At 51.6% G+C, this 13,550-nt stretch carries 11 protein-coding genes; 5 read left to right on the top strand and 6 right to left on the bottom strand.

What is annotated here, in order from left to right:
- Window positions 1-82 precede the first annotated feature (82 nt).
- The 4 genes from ACO0K8_RS04445 to ACO0K8_RS04430 all read left to right on the top strand — a co-directional run bounded on the left by ACO0K8_RS04445 (window position 83) and on the right by ACO0K8_RS04430 (window position 5,724).
- The gene (locus tag ACO0K8_RS04445; RefSeq protein ID WP_422945409.1) at window positions 83-1,306 is read left to right on the top strand and encodes a response regulator; all 1,224 of its coding nucleotides are present in this window, start codon (window positions 83-85) and stop codon (window positions 1,304-1,306) included.
- Between the two features lie 371 nt (window positions 1,307-1,677).
- Window positions 1,678-2,097 carry a hypothetical protein gene (locus tag ACO0K8_RS04440; RefSeq protein ID WP_422945408.1) on the top strand — a complete coding sequence of 140 codons (420 nt, stop codon included), beginning with the start codon at window positions 1,678-1,680 and terminating at the stop codon, window positions 2,095-2,097.
- Window positions 2,094-3,542: an RAD55 family ATPase gene (locus tag ACO0K8_RS04435; RefSeq protein ID WP_422945407.1), complete on the top strand. Its 1,449-nt coding sequence runs from the start codon at window positions 2,094-2,096 to the stop codon at window positions 3,540-3,542. Before ACO0K8_RS04440 ends, ACO0K8_RS04435 begins: the two co-directional genes overlap by 4 nt.
- Before the next feature lie 448 nt (window positions 3,543-3,990).
- Window positions 3,991-5,724, top strand: a complete 1,734-nt coding sequence (locus ACO0K8_RS04430; RefSeq protein ID WP_422945406.1) for a putative bifunctional diguanylate cyclase/phosphodiesterase — start codon at window positions 3,991-3,993, stop codon at window positions 5,722-5,724.
- A 309-nt stretch (window positions 5,725-6,033) separates the two neighbouring features.
- Here ACO0K8_RS04430 and ACO0K8_RS04425 read toward each other — a convergent pair whose 3' ends face one another.
- From ACO0K8_RS04425 to ACO0K8_RS04400, 6 genes are all read right to left on the bottom strand, one after another.
- Window positions 6,034-7,170 carry a hypothetical protein gene (locus tag ACO0K8_RS04425; protein WP_422945405.1) on the bottom strand — a complete coding sequence of 379 codons (1,137 nt, stop codon included), beginning with the start codon at window positions 7,168-7,170 and terminating at the stop codon, window positions 6,034-6,036.
- A gap of 233 nt (window positions 7,171-7,403) precedes the next feature.
- Window positions 7,404-8,612 carry an ABC transporter permease gene (locus ACO0K8_RS04420; RefSeq protein WP_422945404.1) on the bottom strand — a complete coding sequence of 403 codons (1,209 nt, stop codon included), beginning with the start codon at window positions 8,610-8,612 and terminating at the stop codon, window positions 7,404-7,406.
- Entirely contained in the window at window positions 8,612-9,475 is an 864-nt protein-coding gene (locus tag ACO0K8_RS04415; protein ID WP_422945403.1) for an ABC transporter ATP-binding protein, read from the bottom strand. Before ACO0K8_RS04415 ends, ACO0K8_RS04420 begins: the two co-directional genes overlap by 1 nt.
- On the bottom strand, window positions 9,472-10,791 hold the full coding sequence (locus ACO0K8_RS04410) for an efflux RND transporter periplasmic adaptor subunit (protein WP_422945402.1): 1,320 nt from the start codon (window positions 10,789-10,791) through the stop codon (window positions 9,472-9,474). The genes ACO0K8_RS04415 and ACO0K8_RS04410 overlap by 4 nt, the downstream gene beginning before the upstream one ends.
- Before the next feature lie 18 nt (window positions 10,792-10,809).
- The gene (locus ACO0K8_RS04405) at window positions 10,810-12,204 is read right to left on the bottom strand and encodes an efflux transporter outer membrane subunit (RefSeq protein WP_422945401.1); all 1,395 of its coding nucleotides are present in this window, start codon (window positions 12,202-12,204) and stop codon (window positions 10,810-10,812) included.
- 140 nt (window positions 12,205-12,344) lie between these two features.
- A complete protein-coding gene (locus tag ACO0K8_RS04400) occupies window positions 12,345-12,710 on the bottom strand; it encodes a hypothetical protein (protein WP_422945400.1) in 366 nt (121 codons plus the stop codon).
- A gap of 276 nt (window positions 12,711-12,986) precedes the next feature.
- Here ACO0K8_RS04400 and ACO0K8_RS04395 point away from each other — a divergent pair, with 276 nt between their 5' ends.
- Window positions 12,987-13,538 (top strand): NADPH-dependent FMN reductase, encoded by a 552-nt coding sequence (locus tag ACO0K8_RS04395; RefSeq protein ID WP_422945399.1) that lies wholly within the window; start codon window positions 12,987-12,989, stop codon window positions 13,536-13,538.
- The last annotated feature ends 12 nt before the right edge of the window (window positions 13,539-13,550 follow it).

Below are 13,550 nucleotides of genomic sequence, written 5' to 3'. Positions count from 1 at the left end.
GCCAGGCTTGACAGCCTATTAGCTAGCTGAACCTAGGCCTGGACTGAGTAAGCTGCGAGTACCACATTCTTGAAAGAACCATATGTTAGAAGCCTCTGAAATTCTGAATGCAAATATTTTGATCGTCGACGATCAACAAGCTAATGTCATATTGCTAGAGCAAATGCTGCGCAAAGCAGGCTATCTGCAGGTGAGCTCTACGATGGATCCACATCAGGTCTGCCCATTGTACCAGGAGCATCGTTATGATTTAATTTTGCTCGATCTACAAATGCCGGAGTTGGATGGATTTCAGGTGATGGAAGCTTTGAAGCTGATTGAGCCAGACGCCTATCTGCCTATTCTTGTGATTACGGCGCAGCCTAGTCACAAACTGCGCGCCTTGCAAGCGGGCGCGAAAGATTTTGTTAGTAAGCCATTTGATTTAATAGAGGTTCAAACGCGTATTCATAACATGCTGGAAGTGCGCTTACTGTATCGAAAATTAGAGAACTACAACAAGCTTCTAGAGCAGACCGTATTGGAACGTACCGCAGAATTACGCGAGAGCGAAGCACGATTCAAGAGTTTTACCGAGCTCTCATCGGATTGGTATTGGGAGCAAGATGCCCATGGCAACTTTACTAAAGTTTCCGGCCCGGTTTTTGAGATGCTAGGCATAGAAGTGGATGACTTGATGGGGGCCACTAGATCAAGCACTAAAGGAAGTTGGAATGTTGCCGAACGTGACCTGCTCAATACCTATATTGCCGACCGCCGTCCTTTCCTTGATTTTGTCTATAGCCGCAGCAATACCGATGGCACTACGCAGTTTTTGCAAGTGAGTGGCGAACCTATGTTCGATTCGTCTAGTCGGTTTACCGGCTATCGTGGTATTGGTATGGAGTTGACTGATCGCCGACGTCCGGATATAGAACAGCTACGTTTTCGTCATGCGCTAGATGTGATTGATCAGGGTCTATTGTTAATAGATCGCCGTACCATGCGCGTGGTGGATGTCAACGAGCCTGTTTGTCGCATGCTCGCTTACAGTCAGGCAGAGTTTTTAGCTGTGGATGTGGCTGAGTTAGGTCTTGGCAGTAATGCCCATCTGGCGGCTAAATTTGATGCGCTGATTAGCGATGACGCGGCGCAAGCGGCATCGGCCTTACTGCCAGTGACAGTGCAAAGCTACACTTTACGCTGTCAAGACGGCGCGGCGTTGGCGGCTATCGTGAAATGGTATGTCTCAGGCGAAACGGATAACTGGATCATCGTAGGCATCATTGATGCGGTAAAGACGCAGGCTATTGAGGTTGCCGCTTGATCTTGCCGGCCACGCTGTTGATTAGTAGAAAGTTATGTTGAAATTTGCTTGCCTGGTAAATCAAGAAAGATTCACGCTGGTAGGTTTGATAAAATTGTTTCTATGAAATATTGCTTTGTTTTATCAAGCATAAAAAATTAATAACTTTCTAATTAAATCAAGGTTTATAATTGCCTTGCATATTGCATATTGCATATTGCATATTTTTGTCAGTCTACGGCTAGACTTACTCCTCCGCTATTTTATACCTGTCCTCTTTAAGGTTTTTTTGTATTTTCTCCTGACATTAACGTAATTATGCATACCTACGCCTGGTATCGGCGGGTAATTTTAGTTTTCAATTTATCCTTTTTTGGGATCAAATTTAATTTATGGGATCAATCATCGATCAACGACATGACATAGTCAAAAACGCCGTGATGCAACGGCCGGACGCCGTCGTAGAGGTGACTATTTTAATGTGGGAGCGCTTGGCTGTTGAACTCATTTCCATTATTGGCGAAGAGGGCTTTCAGTCGCTCTATGCAAGAAGCTGCCACCTCAATAGCGCCATTTTTCCGTGGCTGCTGCTCGACCACTCATCATCATCATCCGATTCTCGCTTCGTGGATTTACAAATTTGTCTTGAGAACAGAGAGCCCGCTGAAGCTAGTGAGGCTAGCAAGGCTTTGTTTATTACGTTCGTCGATATTCTGGCCTTATTAATTAGCGACCTCTTAACGGCCAGTATTCTACGATCTGCCTGGATTGACGATACATTCGAACTAGTTGCAAAAGGAAATACACAATGAGTAATAAAGTCACCATACGTCGTCTGGCAACAGGCGTACCTGGTTTAGATGATCTGCTAGGTGGTGGTCTTCCCGAGTTCTCGTTTAACCTGCTGGCGGGGACGCCTGGTAGCGGCAAGACAACGTTGGCGCACCAGATGATGTTTTCTTTGGCGAGCCCTGAGCGACGCGCCTTGTTCTTTACCGTACTCGGTGAGTCGCCGTTGAAGATGCTGCGCTATCAGCAACAATTTCCATTTTTCGATATTGACAAACTTAATCAATCGATTAAATTTGTCAATCTGGCCGCTGAACTGCTTGATGGTAATTTTGATCGTGTCTTGGCGCGCATCACCGAGGAAGTACAAAATTTTTCTCCTAGCCTGGTGTTTGTAGATTCATTTCGCTCGGTAGCGCAATCGGCCAAAGCCAGCGAGCCTGGCGCTTCGGGGCTGGCCAATTTTGTGCAACGCCTGGGCATGCAAATGACCAGTTGGCAGGCAACCACGTTTTTGATTGGCGAATATTTGGCACCAGAGGCCGAATCTAGCCCGGTGTTTACGGTGGCAGATGGCATTATCTGGATGTCGCAGGTAGTCCATCGCGATGCCATGATACGCAAGATCCAGGTGGTGAAAATGCGTGGTCAGGCACAGAGCGTAGGGGTGCATACTTTCCGTATCAATGATGACGGTATCGAGGTTTTCCCCAGGGCGGTGCTGTCCACCAATCCCGTAAACGATGTCAGTATTTCCGGTGATGTAAGGATGTCGATGGGCGTTCCAGTGCTGGACGACATGATGGGTGGCGGTTTGCCTGCCGGTTATTCTTTGCTGGTGGTTGGCCCGTCCGGGTCAGGTAAGTCTGTGCTGGCCACCGAGTTTTTGGCTGAAGGTGTGCGTGTCGGTGAGCCAGGCGTGATTGCCGCATTTGAGAAAAGCCCGAATCAATTGCTTAGTCATAAACTCGATGCCTTGGTGAAAAGTGGTAGCGTCGGTGTGATCAATACGCGGACCCTGGATTTATCGCTAGACGAGATTTTGCATGATTTGGTCGTCATGATTAAGCGCATGAAAGCCAAGCGGATCGTGATCGATTCTTTGTCGGGTTTGGAGCTGGCATTGGCATCGGTGTTTCGTGAAGATTTTCGCGAGTCCTTGTACCGCCTGGTAGCAGTATTGACCGGCATGGGTGTCACCGTCTTCATGACTTCCGAGCTGGAGGACCAGTACAGCTTTTTACGCTTTAGTTCCTACGGTAATGCATTTTTAGCTGATGCGATTGTATTGCAACGCTATGTAGAACTGGACGGCCAATTCAAACGCGTGATCTCGGTGGCTAAAGTGCGTGCCAGCGCGCACAGCAAAGACATACGCTTCTTCGATGTAGAGAAAGATAATATCGTTATCGGTGAAGCCTTGACGCATTATCGCGGCATTTTAACCGGTCAACCTACCGGCGGTTAACTCTACTTCGACAGCAGAAAATTCACATGGTGGCATGCCCATCACGCAGTATCCATGCGGCTTACCAGCCAGATAGGCTGTAGACCCGCATGGATACTGCGTGGTGGGCGTATTGGTTTTAAAGTTCCGAAAATAATCCCCAGGTCCGTCAGGGGGCAGCACTTCATCATCGCAGCATCGCATCATCGCACCAGCTATTGTTGCTGCAGTCCAGGCTTGACACTTTTCAGTGACCTCAGCAGCTTCAGCAAGCAATTCCTCGTCAACCTGACCAGATTGTTTAAAAGACCATGTACGTTACCGCACAGACATAATTAACGATCTTTGTCATTCTTCAAGCAGATTTTCTACGGGGGAAGATCTTGAATCCACAGATCAGTATCGCGAAATGCCTTATTGTTTTCGATTCTTCCTTTTTTTTGTAACGTTCATGCGAATTTGGCTAGTAATGAAAAATAAAGACGTTGACGGTGTTGCTGATGCGAATGCCAGTGCTGAAACCAGTGCTGATGCTAGTGCTGATGCACTGAATGTTTCGACGCTAGCTGAGCAGCACTACGAAAATTTAGTGACGCCGTCAGTCACTGATGCCATTGATAAAGAAAGCCTGGTCTGTGGCGGGGTAGCGGCTGTGGTGCAACGCGAGGAACTCGTCACCGCACGAGAAAACGCAGTGTATGTACGCGAAAATGCGGCCGATATGCGCGCCAAGGCTGAGGCATTGCAAATGCTACTCAATGATAGAGCGAAGATGGCGCAAGCGGCATCTGCCGATCATATTTCGATGTTGCAGCATGCTAATGCCAAATTGGTGGTCTCGACCATAGAAGCCCATAAGATGGCCGACCAAATCGAAACTGCTAAAGTCGAGCTCCATTATCTGGCGCACCACGATGTGCTGACCGACCTGCCCAACCGGATGCTGCTGCAAGATAGGATTAATCAGGCGATAGAATTGGCGCGTCGTTCAGGAACGCAATTGGCGGTGATGTTCCTTGATCTCGATAGGTTTAAGCATATCAATGATTCTTTGGGACATGCGGTAGGCGACCTGTTGTTGCAGTCGGTGGCGCATTGCCTGCTCGGGTGTGTACGCCATTCCGACACCATCAGCCGCCAGGGTGGCGATGAGTTCGTCGTCTTGCTGCCCTCGATCGAACACGCGGCAGATGCGGCGCTGTCAGCGCAAAAAATTCTGCTGGCGCTGGCAATGCCGCACCAGGTCGATGGACATGTGCTGCATGTCAGCGTCAGTGTCGGCGTCAGTATTTATCCCTATGATGGCGATGACGCTGAAAGCCTCATCAAAAGTGCCGATACCGCCATGTACTGCGCCAAAGAAAGCGGACGGAATAACTATAAATTTTTTGAAGCAGATATGAATGCGCGCGCGGTGTTGCGGCACTCAGTAGAAGTGAGCTTGCGTCTGGCACTGGAGAGACAGGAGTTCGTCCTGCACTATCAGCCAAAAGTGAATCTGCATACCGATACCATTGTTGGCGTCGAGGCGCTGATACGCTGGCAGCATCCTGAACGCGGTTTGCTGCTGCCCGCGCATTTCGTCACGATCGCCGAAGACTGTGGATTGATTTTGCCGATAGGTCGCTGGGTGCTGCGCGAGGCTTGTCGTCAGGCAAATACATGGCGCGAAGCGGGCTTGCCACCGATTACCATCGCGGTCAATACCTCTGCGCTGGAATTCCGGGCCAAGGATTTTATCGAGAATATACGCTTAACCTTGGAGCAGACTTTCATGGACGCATCGCAACTGGAGATAGAGCTGACCGAAAGCGTCCTGATGCGCGATGCTAAATCGACCGATTGTGTCTTGCATGCACTGGTCGATATGGGTATCAAGCTGGCGGTAGACGACTTTGGTACCGGCTACTCCAGCTTGAGCTATCTCAGACGATTTCCGGTTGAAACGCTGAAGATAGACCAGTCGTTTGTCGAGCATTTGAGTAGCAGTTCGGATGACGCCTCGATGATTAGCGCAGTCATTAATATGGGGAAAAGTCTGAAAAAACGTATCATTGCTGAGGGGGTAGAAACGGCAGATCAATGCGCATTTTTGATCGCCCAAGATTGCGACGAAGGGCAGGGGTATTTTTTTGGCCGGCCTATGAGCGCTGCGGAACTAGGCTGTTTGCTGCGTGTCGGCAGAGCGCCTCAGATCAATTGACACTGCTAATTGAGTCGGCTAATTGAGACTATTTAATGACTGTCGTCGCTCACTGTCTAGTTGTTGACGGCGAGCGGTAGTCGTTGTGGCGCGCTAAACCGTGACGCTGGTCTTGGAACTAAACGTCAACACCGGAAACCTCAAACAAAGCGCTGCTTGGGCGCGTCGCATTGTTGCCTATCCTCGCAATACCGACGGATTGCTTTAGAAGTTCTCCAAGGCGATCACGCAGTATCCATGCGCCTTGCAGGCCAAAACAGGCTGAAAAACCGCATGGAATATGCGCGGGCGACTTGCAGATCATAAAATTTACTTCTTATGATCTGCTGAACGTTCGTCATCCCGGTCTTTATTCCTTTCTTTATTTCGATCATTACCCCTATCACTACTCCGATCATTCTCATGATCTTTTGCGCGTTCATTTGGCCGTTCACGTTCTTGCTGGTGTTCAGGTTTTTGTGGCCGATTTGCGTCTTGTGGGGCGGCTTGATGAGGTGGCGGATTATCAGGATGTTGCGCTCTTGCAGGCTGCTGGCGCTGATCTGGCTGTTGTGTCTGTGCGCGTGGTGGCTGAGCTTGCTGACGTGGTTGAGCAGGTGGCGGCGCGCTGATGCGTGGATTTCCAGGCGGCGTATTGGGTGCTGTAGTGGGTGCCGTATTGCGTTCTTGATCGCGCGGCTTGTCGCTAGCGTTATCTCGAGGATGATCTCGTGAATTATCGCGTGAATTATCCTGTGACATAGTCCTTGGACTGTCACGCCCATCATGCGTATCGCTATTTATTTCTGCGGATTTTGGCTGTGGCCTGGCTTGATTTTCAATCGGCGCACTAGGTGCCGGTAACGAAGTTGCGTGTTTGCGTAACTCCTGCACATGCTGGCGTACTATCGGGTCATGTGGCTGGTAGCGGTAATTTTTGTTTTGCAAGGATTGCTGCTCCTTCAATTGCGGATAGCGCGCTCCCGTGTAGTTGCGCTGGTAGACCGGCAGAGGAGGGCGTGCGGCAGGCATGCTGCGGTTCCATTTATCCCATCCGTGGTGTCTTTGCTGCCATTCAGCTCCCCAGTGCTCGCCCCAACGCGGTGGCGCATCAGGACGCCAGCCACGGAAATAGTGTGGCGATTGACGGTAATAACGCACCGGAATTCTGAGCACAAAAACCGGAACCAGCTCTTGATCGACCAGACTCCATGGACCGTTATACCAAGAACTGGCATACCAGTTGTCGTCTTGAAAAACCCAGTACATGCCGTCGTAGAAAAAATAGTTGGAATTGAGTTGCGGCGCGTAATACACCGGGTAGCCAGGCACCGGCATCAGCTCAGGATAGAGCGGCAGATTGATACCTATATCGATGCCGGGCACGCCGATACGGACGCTAATTTGCGCCCATGCCGGTAGCGCAGAAGATACAAATAGCCACAGTAAGATGAGTTTATTGCGCATCGCCATTTCTCCATTCCCTTGAGTTGCCAAATTTCGCTTAGTTAATCCAGCAGGGGATCCATGCGATTAGATGAGTTGGCCGACATTAAGCGTTTTTCTTGTTCCGCTCTGTGCGCTGTCGCACTTTGAGCTGTAGCACTTTACAAATCGGACAAGGACGGCTGAAGGCAAGCCAACATACTGCAATGCTGAGCAATCACAAAAGCAAACGCTATCAAATGGATAATTAAAAATTACTCATGGCGCAGCGCCTCAATCGGATCTAATTGCGCCGCACGGCGTGCCGGAAAATAGCCAAACAGCACGCCTATGCCGGCAGAGAAGATGAAGGACATCAGATTGATCGTAGGGTTGAACAGATACGGCACTTCCATGAGCTTGGCCAGAATGATGGAGGCACCCGTGGCCAGCACGATACCGATCACGCCGCCGAGTGCGGCCAGCACCACTGCCTCAATCAAAAACTGCAATAACACTTCGCGCTCCAGTGCGCCTATGGCCAGGCGCAGGCCGATCTCACGGGTGCGCTCAGTCACGCTGACGAGCATGATGTTCATGATGCCGATGCCGCCCACCAGTAAGCTCACGGCCGCGACTGCACCGAGCAAGGTGGTCATTACCTTGGTGGTGCCGGACAGGGTATCGGCCAATTGTTTGGTATCGAGTATGTTGAAGTTGTCGTCATCGCCCTGAGCCAGTTTGCGGCGCTCGCGCAGTAATTGCGTCAAACTTGATTTAAGACCCGTGCTGTCGCTGCCTTCCTTCATCGAGACCAGCAGTGTTGCCACGCGCTGGTTGCCAGTGACGCGGCGTTGCAAGGTGTGCAGCGGTACCACGACGACATCATCCTGATCATTGCCCATGGCGGCCTGGCCTTTGGAGGCTAAAATCCCGATCACGACACAGGAAAACTGCTTGATGCGCAGCTGTTCGCCCAAGGCGCTGCGGTTATCGAATAATTCGCGGCGTACGGTTTCGCCGATGACGCAGACGGCAGAACCGGCCTGTACTTCGGTGTCTTCAAACAGTCGGCCTGTTGCCAGTTTCCAGTTACTGGTTTTAAACCAGTTGTTATTGCTGCCTGTGATGCTGGTGGCCCAGTTGCGACCGTTGGCGATGACCGTTGTATTGGTGCGTCCTTCGGGGGCGACCGACTCGATGCCGCCAATTTGCGAAGCGATAAATTCGGCGTCGGCTTCCTTAAACGAGGGCGCGCCGCCACCGCCGCCGCCAAAACCCTGGCGCTGTCCGGGGCGCACCATCAATAAATTGCTCCCCAGGCTGGAAATCTGATTTTGTACTGCCATGGTGGCGCCATTACCCAAGGTCACCATGGTAATCACGGCACTGACGCCTATTACTATTCCCAAAATCGTCAGGAAAGAGCGCAGCAGATTGCGTCGTATTGAGCGTATTGCAAGTAGAAAGGTGGCAAGCAGCATTACGGCGTCGCCTCCGGGGAAATGGCCGAGGTGCCCAGCGCAGCGGCGTCCACTGCTGGCGTGGTGACGGCAGTCGGATGTGGGTTGCTGGCGTCGCTCTCTAGCATGCCGTCGACAAAGTGCAGCATGCGTTTGGCATACATGGCCATGTCCTGTTCATGGGTCACCATTAAGACGGTGATGCCGTGATCCTGATTGAGCTTGGATAATAATTCCATGATTTCGCGGCTGCGCTGGGTATCGAGATTGCCGGTAGGTTCATCGGCCAACAAGACTGCCGGTTCGGTGACGATGGCGCGCGCGATCGCGACACGCTGTTGTTGCCCGCCCGATAGTTCTGCCGGCGTATGCTCTTCCCAGCCTGCCAGGCCGACTGAGGCGAGTGCTTTGGCGGCCAGTTCTTTACGGCTGCTGGCACTTTCTCCGCGGTACAACAGTGGCAATTCGACGTTCTCTTGCGCTGAAGTGCGCGCTAGCAAATTAAAACCCTGAAACACAAAACCCAGGTAGCCACGCCGCAGGCGCGCGCGTTGGTCGCGTGAGAGTTTTTCTACATGCATGCCTTTGAATAAATATTCTCCAGCGCTGGGTGTGTCCAGGCAGCCGATGATATTCATGGCCGTTGATTTGCCAGAGCCGCTGGGCCCCATAATGGCGACAAATTCACCTGCCGTAATGTCAATATCGACGCCTTTAAGTGCCATCAACGCGGCTTGCCCGCTACCATACTTCTTCGTCACAGCGCGTAGCCTGATCAGTGGTGCTGCTTCGTTTGTGACGGCGTCTGTGCTGGCTTGATCAGCTTTAGTCTCAACTTTAGCCTCAATTTCAGCCTGAGTGCTGGCGATTATCCCGCTACTCATGGCGCGCTCGTCGAATGTTGGTCGGTAATTACTTGCATACCGAGCTGTAAATCGCCGGCAGTAATTTCTGTCATTTTGCCATTGCTGATCCCCGGCGTGACGCTCACCGCAACCGGCGTACCATCGCGCAATACCCACACCTGCCGTACCGCCGCGACACTGGCAGCGCTGGCCGCAGATTTGCGTGGTGCCCTGGCTGGCCCGCGTGGCATCAGGCTGGCGACTATCCCTTTATTCGCCGTGGCCCTGGCGGTTTGCGATGGGCTAAAGCGTAATGCGGTGTTGGGTACCAAGAGTACGTCATGTCTTTCATCGGCGACGATATTGGCGGTGGCCGTCATGCCGGGGCGTAAGCTTAGATCCGTATTGTCGACATCAAGATAGGTCAGGTAAGTGACGACGTTTTCGGTAATAGTGGAGCCGAATGCCACCCGGGTGATCGCGGCTGGGTATTTACGATTGGCATAGGCGCTGACGGTAAAGCGTGCTTTCTGCCCAATTTTGACGGAACCGACATCGGCTTCGTCGACATTTACTTGTAAGCGCAGTTTGCGCAAATCCTCGGCAATCGTAAATAAGGTGACGGCCTGCAACGAAGCGGCCACGGCATTGCCGGGGTCCACCGTGCGGGTCAGAATCACACCATCCGAGGGCGCGCGTATCGAGGCTTTCGATAAATTGGTGACATCGGTAGATAAGGTGGCCTTGGCACTGAGCACATTGGCGCGCGCGCTCAATTCATTGGCTACGGCACGTTCTAGGGTGGCCTTGCCAGTGTCCAGTTCGGTGCCAGAAGGTACTTTGCCGCCAGAGAGGCGGGAGACTTCTTCCAGTCTGGCCAGATTGCTCCTGGTTTCCTTGACCGTGGCCACCGCCAGCGCTACGGCCGCTTCTGCCGATGCCAAAGCGGCGCGCGAACGGACCACTTGATCGTTGAGTTTTGCGGTATCGAGTTCAACCAGTATCTGGCCTTTTTTGATGACGTCATTGACGTCGACCAAGACGCGCGCCACCGTACCTGAAAGTTCACTGCCGATATTGACTGAGCGTGTCGGTTGTAAGGTGCCATTGGCGGTAACGGTGAGTGTCAGGTCGCCCTTACTGACTGCCTCAGTAGTAAAGCTGGGTGCCGCATTGGCGATGCGTTGTTGTTGCCACAGGTAGGCGCCGAGAGCGCTAAGCAGTAAAGCAGCTATGCCTATCCACAACACGGGACGTTTCCACCACCGCGCTTTTGCGGTATCGGCTAATTGAGCCAGTAATGCGGTGGCATCGGTGCCGGTTTTATTTGCGGCTGGGATAATGGGAGTGGTCATAGAATGTTTTTGAGTGAATTATTTGCGGAAATCAATCATGGACACTGCGTCAGGTTGCCAGCCACCGCCGAGTGCTTTGTATAAACGCACATGGTCGGCACTGAGATCGGTCATGCTGCTGGCCACCGCATCTTGCGTGCTCAATATGGAGCGCTGAGTTTCCAGCACCGTCTGAAAATCGACCAGACCGCTGGTATAGCGCTGGCGTGCCAATAATGCCGCGTTGGCTGCGGCTTCTGCTGCATTGCGCAGACTGAGCAAACGCTCGCGGTCGCCATTGAGTGCCACGATGGCGTCTTCCACTTCTTTCAATGCAGTAAGGGCAGTAGATTGATAAGACATGCGCAGTTGCTCAAACGCGGCTTGCTGCGCACGCACCTGCGCCCGGCCAGCGCCCGCATCAAACACCGGTAGCGACACGTTGGCCAAGATCGCCGCCACTAAAGAGGCGCTGTTGCTTAGGGCTCCGATAGTCAGGGCGCGCCACCCCACCGAGCCGCTAATCTGAAAGTTGGGGTAGAGTGCAGCATCGCCCTGTTTCACTCTGGCCCAGGCGGCTGCGACTTGATGCTCGGCAGTACGAACGTCAGGTCGCTGGCGCAGCGTTTCGGCCGGAATGCTCATAGTCAGAGCCTCATTGGCTTGGGGTATCGCCTGGATCTCACTGAGCTGAGTTCGTAAGGCCACAGGGTGCTGACCACAAAGGACTGCCAGACTATGGCTAATCTGCTCAATGCTGGTACGCAAGGTCGGGATTTGTGCCTTTGTTTGTTCGCTGGCTGCACGTGCTTGCTCGGCCTCGAGCGATGTCAGTAAACCCGCCTGCACGCGCCAATTGGTGATTTGCAAGGTTTCTGACTGGCTAGTCAAATTATTCTGCGCAATGATCAAGCGCGTCTGCTCACCGCGCAGCTGGATATATGTGAGAGCTACTTCAGCGGCGATCGAGATTTGTATGTCGGCCAGACTGGCGACGCTGGCATCAAGGCTTGCTTCACTAGCCTGCAATGCGCTACGGTTGGCACCAAAAATATCAGGTTCCCAACTCGCATCAAAGCCCGCATGAAAGGAATTGCCAGGGCCGGGCGTACCTATTTTGCTGCGTTGTGCTGATGCTGAGACATCAAGGCGGGGGAATAGACCAGCGGCAGCAACATCACGTAAGGCGCGCGATTGCAGTAAAGCCGCCTTCGCCATGCTTACATTGCTGTTGTTCTGTAATGCGAGTTTGATCAAATTGTCGAGGAGGGGATCGTTAAAGCCCTGCCACCATAGTGCCAAATCGACGCGGTTTTTTGCCTCGATCGTTCCGTCCGGTAAGACAGTGCCTGACCATGCCAAAGGCATGCTGATGTCGGGTAATAAAGGTGATGGTGTCAAAGTAGAGACGCAAGCCGCGAGTGGCAAGATCATCGCTGATAAAACAAGTTTATAGAGCATGATTGCTGGGCCCCGATTTACATTTGAATTAATATGTAGTGAGCATCCATGTTTTGAAAAAAAGCGATTTGACGTAACGCAAACCGCCTTCTTTGTGAGAACTTCTGAAATGATTATTTCCGATAGGGATTATCTGGCTGATGATCAACCCGATTCGGAACGCCATCGCCGTCCCTATCGTTACGTGACCAGTTTCCTCTTTGTATGTGCCAGTTACCGTCACGTTCTTCCCAGCTCGGTTGGTGATACATATAGCCGGGGCGTTCACGCTTCCACGAGCCTTTAACCCAGGTATGTTGCTCTTTGCGCCAATCCCAATAACCAGGGGCCCATAAATAGCCTTCTCGTGCTTCAGGTACATGTTCCACACGCAGTTCAGGAGGCGCAACGCGCACGATAACCTCGCGCGCACCGGCCGATATTGCCACAGTTCCTAATGTGCTCGCCAGCATGGCGACAATCAGTAGTTTCTTGATCATGATCGTTTCCTTTACATTTGATTGAAAGTTTGGTCTTGCATGATCTTTATAGTCTTGAACTAGTTATTTTTATGTACGATGCCCCACACAAAAATACTTAATTTTTACACTGCGGTCGATGTGCTATTCAAGATGCAAACCGATACAATTGGGGGCTGCTTACTGTTGGTTAGCGAACAGAACGAAATCGACGCTAAGAGTAAGTTGGCGTTGGGGCTATGTTGGAAGAATTTGCTTCTGGCACCTTTTAATCAAGATTAATTATTGGAGATCAGCATGAGCCAAATTCATATTGCAATTATCGTAGGTAGCCTTCGTCAAGATTCATTCAACCTGAAATTGGCAAAAGCATTGACCAAACTTGCCCCGGCGGACGTAACATTCAAACAGATACAAATTGGTGATTTACCTCTTTATAATCAAGATGACGATACGAATCAGGCCGATTCTGTCACGCGCTTAAAGGCGGAGATATTGGCGGCACATGGCTTGATCTTCGTTAGCCCTGAATACAATCGTTCTATTTCTGGTGTGCTAAAAAATGCGATTGATCATGCGTCAAGGCCTTACGGGCAGAGCGCTTGGAGCGGTAAGCCAGCGGGCATCCTGGGAGTCTCCGTTGGTGCGATCGGCACCGCGATGGCTCAGCAGCATTTGCGCAATATTCTGGCTTATCTGGACATGCCGACTATGGGACAGCCCGAAGCGTTTATACATGCCAAAGAGGGCTTGTTTGATCAGGACGGCAATATCGGTGAAGCAAGCAATCAATTTATACAAAGCTGGATGAGTCTCTATGTCACCTGGGTAAGAAAACATATTGCCTGAGGTGATTTATAG

Source organism: Undibacterium sp. Ren11W (assembly GCF_049340485.1).
Taxonomy (GTDB): Bacteria; Pseudomonadota; Gammaproteobacteria; order Burkholderiales; family Burkholderiaceae_D; genus Undibacterium.
This window is presented reverse-complemented; position numbering and strand designations above follow the sequence as displayed.